The organism is Sphingomonas phyllosphaerae, assembly GCA_036946405.1.
GTDB classification, from domain to species: domain Bacteria; phylum Pseudomonadota; class Alphaproteobacteria; order Sphingomonadales; family Sphingomonadaceae; genus Sphingomonas; species Sphingomonas phyllosphaerae_D.
Genome location: JAQIJC010000001.1, coordinates 1,986,779 through 2,005,468 on the forward strand (window position 1 = coordinate 1,986,779; position 18,690 = coordinate 2,005,468).

An 18,690-nucleotide genomic window follows, 5' to 3' on the forward strand; every position below is an offset into this window, starting at 1 on the left:
TGATGTCATCGGCGACGTTGCCGATGCTGGCCGTTCCGGCGGCAGCACAGGCGGGTGCCGGGTTGCCGGGCTCGGCCAAAGCCTTTCCGCTGTCGGCGGTGCGCTTGCGGCCCTCCGACTATGCACGCGCCGTCGACGTCAACCGTGCCTATCTGTTGCGACTATCACCCGATCGGCTGCTGCACAATTATCACGCATTCGCCGGACTGACTCCGAAGGCCGAGGTTTATGGCGGGTGGGAGAGCGACACGATCGCGGGTCATACGCTCGGCCATTATCTGTCGGCGCTGGCCTTGATGCACGCGCAGACCGGCTGCACCGACTGCGTCGAGCGCGCCACTTACATCCTCGGCGAGCTGGCGCGCTGTCAGGCGGCGCATGGCGACGGTTATGTCGCGGGCTTCTCGCGCAAGCGCAAGGACGGGACGGTCGTCAACGGCAAGGAGATCTTCCCCGAGATCATGCGCGGCGAGATCCGCTCGGCCGGGTTCGATCTCAACGGCTGCTGGGTGCCTTATTACAATTGGCACAAGCTCTACACCGGGCTGTTCGACATCGTCGATCACATCGGCCCGAACGAACAGGCAATGGCGATCGCGGTCGCGCTGGGCGGCTATATCGAGCGCGTGTTCGCCAGCCTGAACGACGAGCAGGTGCAGGTGATGCTGGCGTGCGAATATGGCGGGCTGAACGAGAGCTTCGCCGAACTGCACGTGCGCACCGGCGATGCGCGCTGGCTGCGGCTCGCGGAGCGCATCTACGACAAGCGCAACCTCGATCCGTTGACGCAGAAGGTGGACAAGCTCGCCAACTTCCACGCCAATACGCAGGTGCCCAAGCTGATCGGGCTGGCGCGGCTGCACGAGATCACCGGCAAGCCCGAGCAGGCGACCGCGGCGCGCTTCTTCTGGGAGCAGGTGACGCGGCACCACAGCTACGTGATCGGCGGCAATGCCGACCGCGAATATTTCAGCGGCGCGGACACGATCGCGCAGCATATCACCGACCAGACCTGCGAGAGCTGCAACACCTACAACATGCTCAAGCTGACGCGGCACCTGTTCGCGTGGCAGCCCGACGGCGCACTGTTCGATTTCTACGAGCGCGCGCACCTCAACCATATCATGGCGCACCAAGAGCCGGTGAACGGCGGCTTCACCTATATGATGCCGCTGATGTCGGGGGCGAAGCGCGCCTATTCCGAGCGCGAGGGCGAGGAATTCTGGTGCTGCGTCGGCACCGGCATGGAAAGCCACTCCAAACATGGCGAGAGCATCTTCTGGACCGGCGACGACACGCTGATCGTCAACCTCTACATCCCCGCCGACGCGACGTGGAAGGAACGTGACGCGACGCTGGGGCTCGACACCGTCTATCCGTTCGACGGCGCGGCGACGCTGACCTTCACGCGGCTCGGCAAGCCCGGGCGCTTCCCGGTCGCGCTGCGCGTGCCGGGCTGGGCGAAAGGGCACGAGGTGCTGGTCAACGGCAAGCCCGCCGATGCGACGCAGGCCGGCGGTTATGCGATCGTGACGCGGCGCTGGAAGACGGGCGACAGCGTGACGATCCGGCTGCCGCTCGACTTGCGGCTGGAACCGACGCCGGGCGACGCGCAGACGATCGCGGTGCTGCGCGGGCCGCTGGTGCTCGCCGCCGATCTCGGGCGTGCGGATGGCGACTGGGATCATCCCGAGCCGGCGATGGTCGGGCAGGACCTGCTCGCCGCCTTCCGCCCCGTCGACCAAGAGAGCGCGCAATATGCGACTGCCGGGCTGATCCGCCCTGCCGACCTCACGTTCGTGCCCTTCTATCGCCAGTACGATCGGCGGAGCGCGGTGTATTTCAAGCGCTTCACCGATGCGCAGTGGAAGGTGGAGGAAGCTGCCTTCCTCGCCGAACAGGCGCGGCAAAAGGATTTGGCCGCGCGCTCGGTCGACATCATGCATCTGGGCGAAATGCAGCCGGAGCGCGATCACGATCTGACGTCGGAGATTTCGTACCCGCTCGCCTATCGCGGACGGAATGGCCGCGATGCGCGCACGGGCGGGTTCTTCGAGTTCACGATGGCGGTCAAGCCGGGGCCGTTGATCCTGCAGGCGGTTTATTGGGGCGAGGAAACCAAGCGGTCGTTCGACATTCTGGTCGACAATCAACGCATCGCCACCCAGACGCTGGACGCCAACAAGCCGGGGGCGTTCTTCGACGTCGACTATCCGGTGCCGGAGGCGCTGACCAAGGGCAAGACGAAGGTGAAGGTGCGCTTCGTGCCGCATGACAAGAACACCGCCGGGCCGGTGTTCGGCGTGCGGCTGTTCACCGCCAAGCAGGAGCCGCGTGCATGAGCGAGGGCCACGTCCGGATGACGCTGGACGAGGTGCGCGCCTATGCGCGCGCCACGCTGACGCGCGTCGGACTGGCACCCGCGCATGTCGCGGCGGTCGCCGAGACGATCGTGGCGGGCGAGCGCGACGGGTGCGGGGCGCATGGCCTTTACCGGCTGCTGGTTGCGGCGCATTCGGTGGCGACCGGTGTGGTGGTGCCTGACGCGGTGCCGGTGCTGGAGCAGCGCGCGAGCGGCGTCGTACGGGTCGACGGCAAGGGCGGCTTTGCGCAACTGGCGTTCGAGACCGGGCGCGAGGCATTGGTGGCGGCGACGCGCGCCAACGGCATCGCGGCGCTGGCGATCAACCATGTCGTGCATTTCGCGGCATTGTGGCCGGAAGTCGAAGCGCTGGTCGAGGAGGGTCTGGTCGCGTTGGCGGTGACCCCCAATCATGCGTGGGTCGCGCCGGCCGGGGGCACGCAGCCGGTGTTCGGGACCAACCCGATCGCGTTCGGCTGGCCGCGCAAGGACAAGGCACCCTTCGTGTTCGATTTCGCGACGAGTGCGGTGGCGCGGGGTGAGATCGAATTGCACCGTCGCGCTGGCAAGCCGGTGCCGGCCGACTGGGGCCATGCGCCCGACGGCAGCGACACGACCGACGCCGCCGCGGTGCTGGCGGGCGCGATGCGGACGTTCGGCGGGCACAAGGGATCGGCGCTGGCGCTGATGGTCGAACTGCTCGCCGGACCCCTGATCGGCGACCTGACCAGCGCGGAGTCGATCGCCTGGGACGCCGGTCGCAAGGGATCGCCGCTGGGGGGTGAGTTGATCCTCGCGCTCGATCCGGCCGGGTTCCTCGGCGCGGCGGCGGCGGAGCACCTCGCGCGCGCCGAGACGGTGTTCGCGGCGATCGAAGGGCAGGGGGCACGAGTTTCGGGCGCACGGCGGCATAGGCTGCGCCCGATCAGCGCGCGGGACGGCGTATTCGTCTCGCGCCAGCTGCTCGACGATATCGACGAAGTGACGAAGGAGAAGGCATGACGATCACGCTTGCGCTGACGCTGTTGCTGGCGGCGCCCGCCGCGGCCCAGCCCGCCACCCCGCCCGCGGCGAAGAGCACGGCGGCGCGCGCGAGCGATGCGGCGTTCCGCAAGCTGTCCGAGAGCGAGTATGCGTGGCGGCGGACGCTCAACGGCCCCGACGAGGACGCGCCGGCCAGCCAGAATGCGACGCTGCCCGATGTCGGCCCGGCGGCGCAGGCGGCGATGACGAAGCGCTGGACCGAGACGATGGCGGCGCTCGACCGGATCGACCCCGCAAAGCTGTCGCCGCAGGCGCGCGACGATTACACCGTCTATCGCGGGCAGATCAGCGCCTTGCTCGCCGAGCAGCAATATCGCGAGTTCGAGAAGCCGCTCAACGCCGACACCAGCTTCTGGATGAGCGTCGGCGGGATGGCGCGCGAGACCTATCGCGACGAGCCGGCGCTGCGCCGCTACCTGTCGCAGCTCGCCAGCCTGCCGCGCTATTACGACCAGCAGATCGCCAATATGCGCGCCGGGCTGAAGCGCGGCTTCACCCCGCCCAAGGTGACGCTGGACGGGCGCGACAAGGGCGTGGCCGAGGTTGTCGCGGCGGGGGCGGGCGAGGATTCGCCGTTCTACGCGCCGTTCAAGACGCTGCCCTCCACGATCCCCGCCGACAAGCAGGCGGCGCTGCGTGCCGAGGCGAAGCGCGTGATCGCGACGGCGGTGGTGCCTGCGCACCAGAAATTGCAGGCGTTCCTGCGCGACGAGTACATCCCGAACGCGCGCGTGTCGCTGGCCGCCTATGACATGCCCGACGGGCGCGCCTATTATCAGTCGAAGGTCCGCGAGTTCGTGACCCGCGACCTGACGCCCGAGCAGATCCACGCGATCGGGCTGTCCGAAGTCGCCAAGATCCGCGCGCGGATGCTGGAGGTGATGCGCCAGGTGAAATGGAAGAAGGACCTCCCCGCGTTCCTCGACTATCTGCGCACCGATCCGCAATTCTATGCCAAGACGCCACAGGACCTGCTCAACCGCGCGGCGTGGATCGCCAAGACCTTCGACGGCAAGGCTGGGACCTATTTCGGGCGGCTGCCGCGGATGCGCTTCGCGATCAAGCCGGTCGCGCCCGATATCGCGCCCTTCTACACCAGCGGGCGCGGCGGGCCGGGGATCTATCTGGTCAACACCTACGACCTGCCGTCGCGCGGGCTCTACTCGCTGCCGGCGCTGACGCTGCACGAGAGCGCGCCGGGGCATGCTTTCCAGATGCCGTTCGCGATGGAGCTGACCGACCTGCCCGCCTATCGCCGCGACGAATATATCTCGGCGTTCGGCGAGGGCTGGGCGCTGTACTGCGAGGCGCTGGGCGAGGACATGGGGATGTATGAGACGCCCTATGAGACGTTCGGGATGCTGTCGTACCAGATGTGGCGCGCGGCGCGGCTGGTGGTCGATACCGGCATCCACGCCAAGGGCTGGACGCGCGAGCAGGCGCAAAAGTACCTGCGCGACAACACCGCTTTGTCGAACCACGAGATCACCACTGAGGTCGACCGCTACATCGCGTGGCCGGGGCAGGCGCTGAGCTATTATATGGGCGAGCTCGCGTTCCTCGACGCCAAGGCCAAGGCGCAGAAGGCGCTGGGCGAGAAGTTCGACATCCGCGCCTTTCACGATGCGATGCTGAGCCTCGGCTCGGTGCCGTTGCCGATGATCGACCAGCGCGTCGACCGCTTCATCAAGGATGGCGGCAAGGGGCCGTACCCGTTGCCTTAAGGGCGATTGCTTAGCCCCTCCCCTTCAGGGGAGGGGCTGGGGTGGGGCAGATCCGCGCGCGCTATCGTTGCGAGACTCCCCCACCCCCGGCCCCTCCCCTGAAGGGGAGGGAGACTTGCGCAATGGGTTGTGCTTCCTGTCCTTTCCGATCATCGTGCCCGCAACATAGCGGGAGAGGCACGAATGACGATCGACCGGCGAAGCTGGCTGGGCGGGGCGGCGGCTCTGGCGGCGGGGCTGGGCAGCACGCCCGTCTCGGCCGCGGCGCGCACGCGACGACGCGGCGCGAACGATCGAGTCAATCTGGCAGTGATCGGCGCCGGCGGAATGGGTGCGGCCAACATGGCCAACCTGACCTCGCAGAATATCGTCGCGATGTGCGACGTCGATCTGGCGCATGTCGCCAAGTCGGTGTCCGATCCGAAGCGCGCCGCGCTCAAGGCCGCCTACGACAAGGCCGAAAAGTATAGCGATTACCGGCGGATGCTCGACAGTCGCAAGGATCTCGACGCGGTGGTGATCGCCGCGCCCGACCATCATCATGCAGTGGCGGCGAAATGGGCGATGCAGCGCGGGTTGCACGTCTATGTCCAGAAGCCGCTGACCTACACGGTACGCGAAGGACGCGTGCTCGCCGGGCTGGCGCGCGACAATGCCAAGCTCGTCACGCAGATGGGCAATCAGGGCCATTCGGGTGACGATGGGCGGCGCGCGGTGGAGATCCTGCGCGGCGGCGCGATCGGGCGCGTGCGCGAGGTGCAGGTGTGGACCAACCGTCCGATCTGGCCGCAGGGTGTCGCGCGCCCCGACGCGGTGGCCGCGCCGGCCTCGCTCGATTGGGACGCATGGCGCGGCCCGGCGCCGGTCGACTGGGGCTATAACCCGATCTACGCGCATTTTAACTGGCGCGGCTGGGCGCCGTTCGGGACTGGTGCGCTGGGCGACATGGGCGCGCATCTGGTCGACTTCCCGGTCTGGGCGCTGGAACTCGGGTTGCCGACGCGCGTCGAGACGCGGCACAGCGTGTGGGGCAATCCCAAGAACCCCGGCGACGGCAGCTATCCGCTGGCGACCGTTACCTATTTCGACTTCGGTAACGCCAAGGGCGGGCCGATCCGCATGACCTGGTATGACGGCGGGCTGATGCCGCCGACGCCGCCGGGGATGCCGGCGGGCGCGCGGATGGATCCGGGCGGCGGCGTGCTCTACATCGGCGAGCAGGGCATGTTGATGCACGAAACCTATGGCGAGAAGCCGACGCTGATCGGTGACGGCGTCGCCGAGCGGGCGCAGGCGGTGGCGCAGACGCTGCCGCGCATCCAGGGCGGGATGGGCGGTCATGAAATGAACTGGATCCGCGCGATCCGCGGGCAGGAGGCGATCTCCAGCCCATTCGCGACCGCGGTGCCGCTCACCGAGACGATGCTGCTGGGCGTCGTCGCGCTGAAGGCCGGGCAGCCAATCGACTATGACGGCAGCGCATCCCGCGTTACCAATGTCGCGGATGCGAACCGCTATCTGGATCGGGAGTATCGAAAGGGATGGGAGCTATGAAGGGTATCGTGCTGGGCGGCGGGCTGTTGCTCGTCGCGTCCGCCGGAGTCGCGCAGGCGCCGCAGGGCGATCCGAAGGCGACCGAGCAATGGTCGCCGGCGGTGCCGGTGGTCGCGCCGGGTGCGTTCGCCGGCTGGAACGCGCCGGCCGACGCGGTGGTGCTGTTCGACGGCAAGAACCTCGACAAATGGTCGGCGGTCAACACCGGTGGCGCGGCGGGCTGGACGGTCGCGGACGGCGCGTTCACGGTGAAGAAGGGCACCGGTAACATCCAGACGAAGCAGAGCTTCGGCAGCTATCAGCTGCATCTCGAATATCGCATTCCGGCGAACATCACTGGCGAGGGACAGGCGCGCGGCAACAGCGGGCTGTTCCTGGCGTCGACCGGCAAGGGCGACGACGGGTACGAAATGCAGATCATGGACAGCTACAACAACCAGACCTACGTCAACGGGCAGCTGGGCGCGATCTACAAGCAGACCCCGCCGCTCGCCAATCCGGCGCGCAAACCCGGTGAATGGCAGACGGTCGACGTCACCTGGTCCGCGCCGCAGTTCGGTGCCGATGGTGCAGTGACGCGGCCGGCCTATGTCACGGCCTATATCAACGGCGTGTTGACGCAGAACCATACCGAGGTGCGCGGCGGGACGGTCTATATCGGCAAGCCGAAATATGTCGCCCACGGACGCGCGCCCATCAAGCTGCAGGACCACGGTGATCCCAGCCAGCCGATCAGCTATCGCAACATCTGGATTCGCGAGCTGAAGGATTGAGGGGTCGGCGCTTCGGTTCAGGGGTAGGTCAGTCCCGGGCGCTTGGCACATTTGGACAGACCCCACCCCAACCCCTCCGCTGAAGATGGAGGGGCTTTTTGCGTTCTTGAGGGCGGGCGGCTGAGGGACCGTGAGCCGGCGAGGACGAAGCGCCACGGCACCTCGGCGGCGCGGGTAATGCCGATCCTCGGGCCGGCGGCGATCGAAGGTTCGGCGGTGCGATCACGCCATGCGAACGGCGCGCGGTCCAAGGGTGCGTTGTTCAAGGACAGATCGACGCCGAGCGCCTTGCACAGCCGCCCGGGACCGGCACAGAGCAGCGCCTCGGCCTGCGTCGTCGCGCGGCGCATCCGCATCACCTCGACGCCATCGGTCGGTGCGAGCGCACGGATCAGCACCGCGGCGCCACCGCCGCAGGTGACGTTGAGACAATGGTGCAGCCCATAGATCCGGTAGATGTAGGCAGATCCTGCCGGACCGAACATCGCGGCATTGCGCTGGCCGGGGCCGGAAAAGCTGTGCGAGGCGGGATCGGAGGCGTCATAGGCCTCCGTCTCGACGATCGTGCCGCCGACACCGTCGATCGTCATCGTCGTCCCGATCAGCGCGCGCGCCACCGTCACGACATCGCGCGCAAAGAAGCTGTGGTTCATCTGACCGATATGGTGCCTCGCGATGGCGTATGAACCGCGGCGCGGCGTTGTCGTCGGTGCACCGAGCGGTTAGGCGTCGGCACCATGTCAAACGTGTTGCGTATCGCGATGTCGGGCCTGGCGCTGTTCGCCGCCGTCCCGACGACCGCCGCTCCCCGCGCGCCGGTGTCCCAGATCGTCATGGATGCCGGGACCGGGCAGGTGCTGGAGGAAGAGAATGCCGATCGCGAGCGGCCGCCCGCATCGCTTGCCAAGATGATGACGCTGCTGCTCGCGTTCGAAGCGCTGGACGACGGGACGCTCAAGCCCGGCGGCATGCTGCGGATGACCGCGGCGGGCGAGCGGCAGCAGCCATCGCGGCTGGGGCTGCGGCGCGGGCGGACGATGCGCGTCGATGCGGCATTGCGCGCGATCGCAGTAATTTCCGCCAACGATCTCGCGGTCGCCATGGGCGAGCGGCTGGCGGGGAGCGAGCGCGCCTTCGTAACGAAGATGAACGCGCGCGCGGCGGCGATCGGCATGGAGCATACGCGGTTCGGCAACGCCACCGGGCTCGCGCCGAGCGCCGGGCGCACTACCGCCCGCGACATCGCGGTGCTCGCGCGGCACCTGATCCGTGCCGAGGCCAGACATTATGCGCTATTCAAGACCCGCACGATCACCTGGGAGCGGCAGGTGCGCCCCAACCACAACAAGCTGCTCGGCAAGGTCGAGGGGATGGACGGGCTGAAGACCGGCTATACCGTCGAGGCGGGTTTCAACCTCGCCGCGTCGGCGCGGCGCGGCAGCAAGCGGATGATCGTCGTGGTGATGGGGGCGCCCACCAGCGCCGAGCGCGACCTGCTGGTCGCCAATCTGATGGAGGCTGGCTTTACCGAGCCGCGCTTGCGGCGTTCGCGCCGCTGACGTCGGCGAGCAGGGCCGCGATCCGGTCGAGGAAGGTCGCGATCCTGTCGGGCTTCGTCACGAACACGTCGGCCCCGGCGGCGAGGCAGGCGCTGCGGTCGCTTGCGCTGTTGAGGACGGTCAGCGCCATGACCGGGATCGCGCGGGTGCGCTCGTCGCTTTTCAGTCCCTCGATCACGTCGAGCCCACTGATATTGGGAAGGCGGATATCGACGATGATCGCCGCCGGGCGTACTTCCTGCGCCATCTCCCGCGCGGAACGTTCGTCGGCAAGAACGTGCGGATCATAGCCGCCGATCCGCAACCACGAGGCGTAAAGCTTGCGATGACTGGCCGTATCCTCGACCAGCATGATGCGTTTTCGCTGCGGCACCCGTCCTCCGAGATCGTTTGCGGAGCAGTCCGCTTTTTCATGCGCTTAGCTGCCCGCGCAACGCATGTACCGCAAGCGTGAAAGCGACGGGGAGGTTGCCGCGTCGCCAATTCGGGTGATTAATTCGGCTGCGTTACGATCCGCTCGGCTTCGCGTGCTAGCGCACTGAGGTCGTAGAGGTCCGGCAGTTGCTGGCGTGGCGCGTGATCGACCACGCACAACGCCCCCAGCGGATAGCCGGCACGGTCGACCAGCGGGATGCCGACATAGAAGCGGATCGGGGGCGAGCCGGTGACGAAAGGATTGCTCGCGAAGCGGGGGTCCAGCGCCGCGTCGGGTACGACCATCGTCTCGCCCGGCCGCTGGATCGCCGCCGCGCAGAACGATAGTGCGCGCGGCACCTCGTCGTCGACCGGACCGCGCTTGGCGATCATCCACTGGCGCGATCGATCCACCACCGAGATCGCGCCGATCGGCGTTCTCGCGATATCCGCCGCGCGTTCGGCGATCCGCTGCAATCGCTCGTCCCAACGCTTCGACGGGAGATCGAGGCGATCTACCGCAGCCTGTCGTGCGGTCTCATCGACGGCGATCATCGATTCTCCCATGAGCATCCAGCTGCATCCATTTGTTAATGCGTCACTTTCTTAGTGACGTCCGGAGGAGTCAACCAACGGAGGCCCTGACCTTCGTTAATCCCCGGTACATTGGCGCTTCTGCGGGTCGTTTCCTTGATGCAGGTTGTTTGCCGGCGGCGGGTGTCGCTCATAAACGAGTAATAATTCGTCGTGTACGTCGAACGACCGCGGAGGTTGTGTGCTACCGACATCCATATCGACTCGAGTTGCTGCTGCCTTCGGCGCCGTTCTGGTGCTGGGGTTGGCATTGCTCGCAGGCGGCATGATGCTCGGCCGCGCGATCTACGCCGAGAACGAGACGCTCGAACGACTCACCAGATTGCTGCAGATGGAGGAGCGGCAGGACCAGTTGCAGCGGCGATTGCGGCTGGGTGTCGGTGAGGTTACCCGGCTGGCCGAGCAAGGGCGACCGATATCGCAGACGCAATGGGCGTCGGTGGGTAGCGCACTTCGCGACTTCCATCACGGCAATGCGCATCTCTCGCCGCGCCTGGCGGCACCCGGCGATCTGGGATCGGCGGTACGCACCCGGCGAGCGGCGGAGGCCGAGTTCGCGACGCTGAGCTTGCACCTGCTCCAGGATGCGCGCGATTCGCCGGAGCGGATCTCGCAGCACATGCCGAAGTTCCTCGCTGCGCTGCGCAAGCTGGAGACTTCGCGTTCGGCGCTGCGTGGAACCTTGATCGAACGGATCGATACCGAACTGCGGCGCAGCGCCGGGGGGCTGGCCACCAATCTCAAAGGAGGATTGATCGGCGCGATCGCGGCGCTGGGCGTGCTGCTGCTGTGCATGACGTGGCTGCGCCGCCGCGTGATCCGGCCGCTGGTCGCGATCGCCGAACGCGTTCGGCAGCTCAGCCACGGCGAGGATGCGCCACTCGACGTGCCCGGAGCGAACCGCAGCGACGAGGTCGGCGATCTGGCGCGCGGGATCACCGACTATCGCAGCGCAGTGGAAGAGCGGCGTCGCGCCGAACGGCGGGTCGAGTTCCTTGCGCATCACGACATGCTGACCGGTCTGCCCAATCGCCTGCTGTTCGAGGAGCAACTGGCGCACGACCTGCTGCGCGCGCCGCGCACCGGCGAACGCGTGGCGGTGTTCGCGATCGATCTGGACGATTTCAAGTCGATCAACGATCGCTTCGGCCATGCCGGCGGCGACGCGGCGTTGCGGGCAGCGGCGCAATTGCTGAGTGCGTGCGTGCGCGCCAGCGACATGGTCGCGCGGCTGGGCGGGGATGAGTTCGCGATCGTCCAGATGGGCGGCGACCAGCCGGCCGCGGCCGAGTTGCTCGTGCAGCGCATCCTGCGCGCGTGCGAGGCGACCGCGGGTGACACCGTCCCGGTGCAAATGAGCATCGGGGTGGCATTGTCGGGTGTCGAGCAGGAAGGCGAGGAGCTTTACAATCTCGCCGATATGGCGATGTATCGCGCCAAGGCGGAGGGCCGGCAGACCGCACGCTTCTTCGACGATCAATTCAAGGAAGAGGTACGGCTGCGCTGGCGGTTGTCACGCGATCTGGACGGCGCCGCCGAGCGTGGCGAGCTGTACCTCGCATTTCAGCCGATCGTCGATGCCGATACGTTGCAGGTGATCGGGCAGGAAGCGCTGCTGCGCTGGGCGCACCCCGAGCTGGGCGACGTGCGACCCGATCAGTTCATCCCGCTGGCGGAGACGAGCGGGCGTATCGATACGATCGGGCTCTGGATGGCGGATCAGGCGATGGCGGCGGCGAGCCGCTGGCCCGATCACATCACGCTCGCGCTGAACCTGTCCGCGATCCAGTTCCGTCAACCCGCGCTGGCGCACGAATTGCTGGCACTGGCGCGACGTCACCGGCTGGCGCCGACGCGACTCGAATTCGAGGTGACCGAGAGCGCGACGCTGCTCGACAAACGGCGCCAACCGGTCCTGACGGTGTTGCGGACCTTGCAGCATCACGGCGCGGCGATCGTGATGGACGATTTCGGCACGGGCTATTCCTCGCTCGGCAACCTGCGCGATTTCCGGTTCGACAAACTGAAGGTCGATCGCAGCTTCGTCGCGACGATGCTCGACCATGCGCCGTCGGGATCGATCGTCCGCAGCATCGCGGCGCTGGGGGCGAGCCTCGGCATCGCGATCGTCGCCGAGGGGGTGGAAGAAGCGGCGCAGCTCGCGCGGTTGCGCGAATGGGGGATCCCGCAAGCGCAGGGATTCCTGATCGGCCACCCGTCGCGGGAGGCGATCCACTGCGCCGATCCCGCGGCGATGCTCAGCGCGCGTCCCGTTACGACACAATGGGTTGCGCGCTCCTGACACCCGCGCGCTTGTGCGCCGGTGACGCACCTGTGACGTATCTGCCGTTGACGTGCCTCGACGCGACGTTACCGATAGCCGGTGCGCGCCGCATTGTTGCGGCGGCCGCTTGACACACATGCGATTGCGGTGTTGTTAGCGCTATCAGACTGAGAAGGTGGAGGGGATGATGGCGCAGCTCAACGACGCGATCGCGTCGGGCTTGCCGCAGGATTGGCGTTCGGGACGGTTCGTGGGGCGCGCGTCGACCCCGGCTGGTCCGATCCCGCTGCTGGTGATCGGCGGCGAAGCCTTTGACATGTCGGGGGTAGCGCCGACGGTGTCGATGCTGGTCGAGGCCGGCGATCTCTCGGGCGCGGGCGGACGCTCGCTTGGCGCGCTCGATGAGGCGGGGCTCGAGCTGCTCAGCCCGGTCGACCTTCAGTGCGTCAAGGCGTGCGGTGTGACGTTTGCGGTTTCGGCGATCGAGCGCGTGATCGAGGAACGGGCGCGCGGCGACTGGTCGGCGGCGTCGGCCATCCGCGGGCGGCTCGAGGCGCGCATGGGCGGGTCGATCCGCTCGGTCGTGCCCGGCACGCCCGAGGCCGCCGAGCTGAAGCGCGCGCTGATCGAGGACGGACTTTGGTCGCAATATCTGGAGGTTGCGATCGGCCCCGACGCCGAGGTGTTCACCAAGGCACCCGTTTTGGCGACGGTCGGGGCGGGGGCGGAGATCGGGATCCGGTCCGATTCGCATTGGAACAATCCGGAGCCCGAGGTCGCGCTGCTGGTGAACAGTCGTGGGGAGGCGATCGGCGCGACGTTGGGTAACGACGTGAATTTGCGGGATTTCGAGGGGCGGTCGGCGCTGCTGCTCGGCAAGGCGAAGGACAATAACGCCTCCTGCTCGCTGGGGCCGCTGGTGCGGTTGTTCGACGATGGGTTCACGATCGACGATGTCCGGCACGCCGAGGTGCGGCTGAATATTCACGGCGAGGACGGTTATGACCTCGACGGGGTCAGCAACATGGCCGAAATTAGCCGCGATCCGCTCGACCTGGTGCGCCAGACTCTGTCGGAACACCAATATCCGGACGGCTTCGTGCTGTTCCTGGGCACGTTGTTCGCGCCGGTGCAGGATCGCGACGAGCCGGGCCGTGGCTTCACGCACAAGGTCGGCGATGTCGTCACGATCGAAAGCGCGAAGCTGGGCCGGCTCATCAACCGCGTCGTGACCTCGAAGGACGCCGCGCCGTGGACCGACGGGATCGGCGCGCTGTTCCGAAACCTCGCGGGGCGCGGGTTGCTGGGGAATGCCAAGTGAGCGGTCGCGCAAATTATCCGTCGCTGGCGGGCAAGCGCGTCCTCATCACCGGCGGCGCGACCGGGATCGGCGCGGGGCTGGTCGAGGCGTTCGCGGCGCAGGGCTCACATGTCGCGTTCGTCGATGTGGCGGAAGAGGCGGGGCGGGCGCTTGCCGAAAAGCTGGGCGAGCAGACCCATTTCCGGCGTTGCGACCTGACCGATATCGCGGCGCTGCCGGGGACGATCGCGGCGCTGGTCGAGACGCTCGGCGGGCTTGACGTCCTCGTCAACAATGCTGCCAACGACGACCGCCATACGATCGAAGAGGTCACGCCGGCTTATTGGGACGACCGGATGGCGGTGAACCTGCGCCACCTGTTCTTCGCCGCACAGGCGGCGGTGCCGCACCTCAAGGCGGCGGGTGGCGGCGCGATCGTCAATTTCGGGTCGATTAGCTGGCACCTCGGACTGCCCGAGCTGGTGCTCTATCAAACCGCCAAGGCGGCGATCGAGGGGATGACGCGCAGCATGGCGCGCGATCTGGGGCGCGACAACATCCGCGTCACGACGATCGTGCCCGGCAACGTCCAGACCCCGCGCCAGGAGAAATGGTACACGCCCGAGGGCGAAGCGGAGATCGTCGCGGCGCAATGCCTCGACGGGCGCATCCAGCCCGCCGACGTCGCGGCGCTGGCCCTGTTCCTCGCCTCCGACGATGCGCGGATGTGCACGGGGCACGAATATTTCGTCGATGCGGGCTGGCGCTGAACCGACCGGCGGCACGACAAGAATCAAAACACGGATGGGAGCGGGACTGGGATGGCGATGGTGATGATGGAGCCGGGTGGACCGGCGGATCGCGATGCCGCATTGGGGCAGGTCAACATGGGCTTCATCGCCGCGATCGTCGCAGTGGCGACGATCGGCGGCTTCATGTTCGGCTATGACTCGGGCGTCATCAACGGGACGCAGAAGGGGCTGGAAAGCGCCTTCGACCTCGGCAAGCTGGGGATCGGCGTCAATGTCGGGGCGATCCTGATCGGCTCGTCGATCGGTGCGTTCGGCGCCGGGCGGCTGGCCGACCGGATCGGACGGCGCGGCGTGATGATGGGATCGGCGTTCCTGTTCCTCATCAGCGCGCTGGTCGCGGGGGCGGCCTCGTCGTCGTTCATCTTCATCCTCGCGCGCATCGTCGGCGGGCTGGGCGTCGGCGCGGCGAGCGTCATCTCGCCGGTCTATATTTCCGAAGTGACCCCGGCGGCGATCCGCGGGCGGCTCTCCAGCCTGCAACAGGTGATGATCATTACCGGGCTGACCGGGGCGTTCGTCGCGAACTTCGCGCTGGCGCGCTACGCTGGCGGATCGACCGCGAGCTTCTGGTTCGGCTTTACCGCGTGGCGGTGGATGTTCTGGCTGCAGGCGGTGCCGGCGCTGATCTATCTGCTCGCGCTGCTCGTGATCCCGGAGAGTCCACGCTATCTGGTCGCGCGTGGGCGCGAGGACGACGCGCACAAGGTGCTGACGCGCTTGTTCGGCACCGCCGAGGCCGATCGCAAGGTCGGCGAGATCCGCGGCAGCCTCGCCGCCGATCATCACCGCCCCAAGCTGTCGGACCTCAAGGACCGCGCCACCGGCCGCATCCGCCCGATCGTCTGGGCCGGGATCGGGCTGGCGGTGTTCCAGCAGCTCGTCGGGATCAACGTCGTCTTCTATTATGGCGCGACCCTGTGGGAGGCGGTCGGCTTCTCCGAGGATTATGCGCTTCAGACCAATATTCTGTCGGGCGTGCTGTCGATCGCGGCGTGCGTGTTCACGATCTTCACCGTCGACCGGATCGGGCGCAAGCCGCTGCTGCTGATCGGCTCGGCGGGCATGGCGGTGACGCTGGCGGTGGTCGCCTGGGCGTTCTCGACCGCGGTCACCGACGCGGCGGGCGCGGTGAGCCTGCCGGGCAACAACGGCGTGATCGCGCTGGTCGCGGCGAACCTGTACGTGATCTTCTTCAACGCCAGCTGGGGCCCGGTGATGTGGGTGATGCTGGGCGAGATGTTCCCGAACCAGATCCGCGGATCGGGGCTGGCGGTCGCGGGGTTCGCGCAGTGGATCGCCAATGCCGCGATCTCGGTGACCTTCCCGGCGCTGGCGGTGTCGCCGGGGCTGGCGGTGACCTATACCGGCTATGCGCTGTTCGCGGCGATCTCGTTCTTCTTCGTGCGCAAGATGGTACACGAAACGCGCGGGCGCGAGCTGGAGGATATGCAGGGGTAGAGCAGTCCAAGTGAAATGAACTTGCCCCTCCCCTTCAGGGGAGGGGACGGGGGTGGGGAGGTGTCACACCGTGAGCAGTGCCTGCGACACCCCCACCCCAACCCCTCCCCTGAAGGGGAGGGGCTTTGATCAACCCGCCTTGGTCAGCACCGCTTCGATCTCGGCGCCCTTGGCGACCTTGAGCGCGACGCACTGGTTGATCGCGTCGAGCGTCTGGCCGAGTTCGAGCGTGCCGCCGCCGAGCACCGCCAGCTTGGGGCGGAACAGCGCCTCGATCGTGGCGGCCTTATCGGCGCTGCAATAGCCTGCGAACAACAGCGGCAGGCGCGGGCGGCTGAAGGCGGGGATGCTGCCGGCGACCGCGTCGAAATTCTGCTGCAGCCGCGCGAACACCGCGTCGCGCCCGGCCGGACGGGTGGGCAGGGTGCGCAGGATCGACACCCGCTCGCTCGATTGCAGCGCCTGATCTTCGGTGAGCGCCAGCGCTCGCGTCACTGCCGCCGGCGTGTTAGCCGCGCCGAGCGCGCGCACCGCCTGCTGGCGGAACAGCGGATCGGTGCTGGCGAGCAGCGCGGTACGGAGCGCGTCCATGAACGGCACGCCGAGATCCTGCACCGCCGCGACGAACGCGACCGCGCGGTAGCTCGGGTCGAGCGCCTGTGCGTCACCGCGCAGCGACGCCTGGGCGGCGGTGGTGAGCTGGCGGCGCACCTCGGCATCCTTGGCGACGAACGCGGCATAGGAAACGAGCGACTGGCGCAATTGGCTCTGCCCAGATTCTTCGCCCGCATACGCGCCGGTGGCAAGCTTGAGCGCGCCGAGGCTGCGCAGCCGTGGCAGCGACAGCTCCCCCGCGAGGCGACGCAGCCCGGCGTCGGCTGCGGGGGTCAGCCCGAAGCGCTCGACGCCGTCGATCGCCGACGGCAGCAGCAAGGTCGCCGAGCGCTCGCGATGGTTGGCGAGGATGCGGGCGCTCGACACGACGCGCGCGAAGCCGGCGTTCCCCGCGGTGAAGTCCGACCACAGGCTGTCGGCCGCCACCATCGCCTCGCGCGCCGGGAGCGCGGCGGCGCCGGCCATCAACGTCTGCCACCCGGCATCGTCGAGGCTGTAGCGCCAATAGCCCGCGCCATCGGCATTGGGGACCGCCAGCCCGCTGCCCTTGAGCGCGAGCGTGCCGGTTGCGCCGGTCAGGAGCGTGCAGCTGCGCACCGCGCCCTGCCGCGCGCAGACCGGCACGTTCCACGTCTGCGGCGCGACCGCGGCGACGCCGATCGGGCGGTAGCGCGCCTGCGCGACGCGCCAGCCGGCGCCGTCCTGCCGGATGCTGATGACCGGCACGCCGGTCTGTTCGACGAAGCTGCGGAACACGGGGACGATCCCGGGGTCGCCCGAGCCCTTCGCCATCGAGGCGAAGAAGTCGTTGGCGTCGGCATTGCCGTAGCGGAAGCGGTTGAGATGGTATTGAACGCCGCGGCGAAAGCGGTCAGGGCCGAGATAACGCTCGACCATCGTCAGCACCTGTCCGCCCTTCTGGTACGTGATCGCGTCGAAGGCGCTGGCGATCTGATCGTTGCGGGTGATCTCCTGCCGGATCGGGCGGCCGACCGACTGACTGTCGGTATCCATCGCCGCCAGTGCTTCGGCGAGCTGCCCGACTTCGGTGCCGAGCCCCGGCTGCCAGATCTCGCCAACGCGATTGCCGGCCCATTCGGCGAAACTTTCGTTCAGCCACAGATCGGTCCACCATTTGGGCGTTACGAGATCGCCGAACCATTGGTGCGCCATCTCGTGCGCGACGACCATGCCGAAATCGCGCCGCTGCGAGGGCGGTGCATCGGGGGCGAGCAGCAGCAGCGTGTCGGCGTAGGTGATCAGTCCGGCATTCTCCATCGCGCCACTCATTTCGGGTGAGGCGATCTGGTCGAGCTTCTCGAAGGGATAGGGAATGCCGAAATAATCTTCGTGGAGCGCGAGGATCTTCGGTCCCTCGCTGGCGGCGAGGCGCAGGCGGGCTGCCTGCCCTCTGGTGGCGATCGCGCTATAGGGCAAAGCGGTCTTGCGGACGGCATTGGCAGGCGCGTCGCCGGGGACGACGTCGAACGCGCCGACCGCGAGCGCGACCAGATAGGTCGGTAGCGGCTTCGACGCGGCGAATTTGTGGACGGTCAGCCCGCCGCCGGCGGTGCCGTGTGCGATCTCGGGAGTGTTGGCGAAGACCTTCTGCGCGGTAGGCGCGGTGATCGTCAGCGTGAACGGCGTCTTGAAGCCCGGTTCGTCGAAGGACGGGAACATGCGGCGCGCGTCGATTGGCTCGAATTGCGTCCAGGCGTACCAGTCGGCGCCGACCTTGGCGCGGTACAGCCCCTCGCCGCCGGTCATAAAGGGCGCATCGTAATCGAACGTCAGGGTGACGCGGCCGGCCGGCAGCTCGCCATCGAAGTCGAGCCGCGCGACGCCCGAGGGGTCGACCTGCGCGTAGCGTGCGGTGAGCGTGCGCTTGCCGGCGGTGGCGGTGACGCGGGTGACCTTGAGGTCGTTGCCGTGAAGGTAGAGCGAGCGCGTGGCGCGCGCGACCTGCGTGTCGATCTCGGTATGGCCGGTGAAGCGTGCTTGCGTCGGGTCGATGGTCAGCGCGAGGCGATAGGCGGTCGGGCGTGCGGCATCGGTCAGGCGGCCGAGCGGCACCTCCGGCGTCTGGGCGGCGGCGGGCACGGCGAACAGCAACGCCGCGGAGGCGAGCAGCAAGGTCTTCATCGGATCGATCCCCTTCTTTGCGGGGATCGTAACAGCTGCGACGACGTGAGGGTAG

General features: G+C 67.7%; 14 protein-coding genes. 10 read left to right on the top strand and 4 right to left on the bottom strand.

What is annotated here, in order from left to right; translation table 11 throughout:
• Nucleotides 1-2: 2 nt before the first annotated feature.
• From PGN12_09585 to PGN12_09605, 5 genes are all read left to right on the top strand, one after another.
• A complete protein-coding gene (locus tag PGN12_09585; protein ID MEH3104143.1) occupies nucleotides 3-2,342 on the top strand; it encodes a glycoside hydrolase family 127 protein in 2,340 nt (779 codons plus the stop codon).
• Nucleotides 2,339-3,364, top strand: coding sequence for an Ldh family oxidoreductase (locus tag PGN12_09590; protein MEH3104144.1), 1,026 nt, complete (start codon nucleotides 2,339-2,341; stop codon nucleotides 3,362-3,364). The genes PGN12_09585 and PGN12_09590 overlap by 4 nt, the downstream gene beginning before the upstream one ends.
• Nucleotides 3,361-5,130 (top strand): DUF885 family protein, encoded by a 1,770-nt coding sequence (locus tag PGN12_09595; protein MEH3104145.1) that lies wholly within the window; start codon nucleotides 3,361-3,363, stop codon nucleotides 5,128-5,130. Before PGN12_09590 ends, PGN12_09595 begins: the two co-directional genes overlap by 4 nt.
• Before the next feature lie 183 nt (nucleotides 5,131-5,313).
• On the top strand, nucleotides 5,314-6,684 hold the full coding sequence (locus PGN12_09600; GenBank protein MEH3104146.1) for a Gfo/Idh/MocA family oxidoreductase: 1,371 nt from the start codon (nucleotides 5,314-5,316) through the stop codon (nucleotides 6,682-6,684).
• Nucleotides 6,681-7,457 carry a DUF1080 domain-containing protein gene (locus PGN12_09605; GenBank protein ID MEH3104147.1) on the top strand — a complete coding sequence of 259 codons (777 nt, stop codon included), beginning with the start codon at nucleotides 6,681-6,683 and terminating at the stop codon, nucleotides 7,455-7,457. The genes PGN12_09600 and PGN12_09605 overlap by 4 nt, the downstream gene beginning before the upstream one ends.
• A gap of 17 nt (nucleotides 7,458-7,474) precedes the next feature.
• Here PGN12_09605 and PGN12_09610 read toward each other — a convergent pair whose 3' ends face one another.
• Nucleotides 7,475-8,110 carry a DNA-3-methyladenine glycosylase gene (locus PGN12_09610; protein MEH3104148.1) on the bottom strand — a complete coding sequence of 212 codons (636 nt, stop codon included), beginning with the start codon at nucleotides 8,108-8,110 and terminating at the stop codon, nucleotides 7,475-7,477.
• A gap of 84 nt (nucleotides 8,111-8,194) precedes the next feature.
• On the opposite strand from PGN12_09610, the gene PGN12_09615 reads away from it, so the two are divergent.
• Nucleotides 8,195-9,016, top strand: a complete 822-nt coding sequence (locus tag PGN12_09615; protein ID MEH3104149.1) for a D-alanyl-D-alanine carboxypeptidase — start codon at nucleotides 8,195-8,197, stop codon at nucleotides 9,014-9,016.
• Here PGN12_09615 and PGN12_09620 read toward each other — a convergent pair.
• Nucleotides 8,982-9,368, bottom strand: a complete 387-nt coding sequence (locus PGN12_09620) for a response regulator (protein ID MEH3104150.1) — start codon at nucleotides 9,366-9,368, stop codon at nucleotides 8,982-8,984. The two genes, PGN12_09615 and PGN12_09620, sit on opposite strands and share 35 nt — an antisense overlap.
• A gap of 140 nt (nucleotides 9,369-9,508) precedes the next feature.
• The gene (locus PGN12_09625) at nucleotides 9,509-9,985 is read right to left on the bottom strand and encodes a GAF domain-containing protein (protein ID MEH3104151.1); all 477 of its coding nucleotides are present in this window, start codon (nucleotides 9,983-9,985) and stop codon (nucleotides 9,509-9,511) included.
• 274 nt (nucleotides 9,986-10,259) lie between these two features.
• On the opposite strand from PGN12_09625, the gene PGN12_09630 reads away from it, so the two are divergent.
• The 4 genes from PGN12_09630 to PGN12_09645 all read left to right on the top strand — a co-directional run bounded on the left by PGN12_09630 (nucleotide 10,260) and on the right by PGN12_09645 (nucleotide 15,878).
• Nucleotides 10,260-12,326, top strand: coding sequence for an EAL domain-containing protein (locus PGN12_09630; protein ID MEH3104152.1), 2,067 nt, complete (start codon nucleotides 10,260-10,262; stop codon nucleotides 12,324-12,326).
• Nucleotides 12,327-12,492: 166 nt separating this feature from the next.
• Nucleotides 12,493-13,629, top strand: coding sequence for a fumarylacetoacetate hydrolase family protein (locus PGN12_09635; GenBank protein MEH3104153.1), 1,137 nt, complete (start codon nucleotides 12,493-12,495; stop codon nucleotides 13,627-13,629).
• Entirely contained in the window at nucleotides 13,626-14,378 is a 753-nt protein-coding gene (locus tag PGN12_09640; protein ID MEH3104154.1) for an SDR family NAD(P)-dependent oxidoreductase, read from the top strand. The genes PGN12_09635 and PGN12_09640 overlap by 4 nt, the downstream gene beginning before the upstream one ends.
• A gap of 57 nt (nucleotides 14,379-14,435) precedes the next feature.
• Complete coding sequence (locus PGN12_09645; GenBank protein MEH3104155.1) at nucleotides 14,436-15,878, top strand: sugar porter family MFS transporter; 1,443 nt, start codon at nucleotides 14,436-14,438, stop codon at nucleotides 15,876-15,878.
• A 129-nt stretch (nucleotides 15,879-16,007) separates the two neighbouring features.
• On the opposite strand, the gene PGN12_09650 is transcribed toward PGN12_09645, so the two are convergent.
• Entirely contained in the window at nucleotides 16,008-18,635 is a 2,628-nt protein-coding gene (locus PGN12_09650) for a M1 family aminopeptidase (GenBank protein MEH3104156.1), read from the bottom strand.
• Nucleotides 18,636-18,690 lie beyond the last annotated feature (55 nt).

What these genes read in the sequence shown, in the direction of transcription:
- PGN12_09585 (MEH3104143.1), top strand. Translation starts at nt 3, where the DNA reads ATGTCATCGGCGACGTTGCCGATGCTGGCCGTTCCGGCGGCAGCACAG.
- PGN12_09590 (MEH3104144.1), top strand. Translation starts at nt 2,339, where the DNA reads ATGAGCGAGGGCCACGTCCGGATGACGCTGGACGAGGTGCGCGCCTAT.
- PGN12_09595 (MEH3104145.1), top strand. Translation starts at nt 3,361, where the DNA reads ATGACGATCACGCTTGCGCTGACGCTGTTGCTGGCGGCGCCCGCCGCG.
- PGN12_09600 (MEH3104146.1), top strand. Translation starts at nt 5,314, where the DNA reads ATGACGATCGACCGGCGAAGCTGGCTGGGCGGGGCGGCGGCTCTGGCG.
- PGN12_09605 (MEH3104147.1), top strand. Translation starts at nt 6,681, where the DNA reads ATGAAGGGTATCGTGCTGGGCGGCGGGCTGTTGCTCGTCGCGTCCGCC.
- PGN12_09610 (MEH3104148.1), bottom strand. Translation starts at nt 8,110, where the DNA reads ATGAACCACAGCTTCTTTGCGCGCGATGTCGTGACGGTGGCGCGCGCG.
- PGN12_09615 (MEH3104149.1), top strand. Translation starts at nt 8,195, where the DNA reads ATGTCAAACGTGTTGCGTATCGCGATGTCGGGCCTGGCGCTGTTCGCC.
- PGN12_09620 (MEH3104150.1), bottom strand. Translation starts at nt 9,368, where the DNA reads ATGCTGGTCGAGGATACGGCCAGTCATCGCAAGCTTTACGCCTCGTGG.
- PGN12_09625 (MEH3104151.1), bottom strand. Translation starts at nt 9,985, where the DNA reads ATGATCGCCGTCGATGAGACCGCACGACAGGCTGCGGTAGATCGCCTC.
- PGN12_09635 (MEH3104153.1), top strand. Translation starts at nt 12,493, where the DNA reads ATGATGGCGCAGCTCAACGACGCGATCGCGTCGGGCTTGCCGCAGGAT.
- PGN12_09645 (MEH3104155.1), top strand. Translation starts at nt 14,436, where the DNA reads ATGGTGATGATGGAGCCGGGTGGACCGGCGGATCGCGATGCCGCATTG.
- PGN12_09650 (MEH3104156.1), bottom strand. Translation starts at nt 18,635, where the DNA reads ATGAAGACCTTGCTGCTCGCCTCCGCGGCGTTGCTGTTCGCCGTGCCC.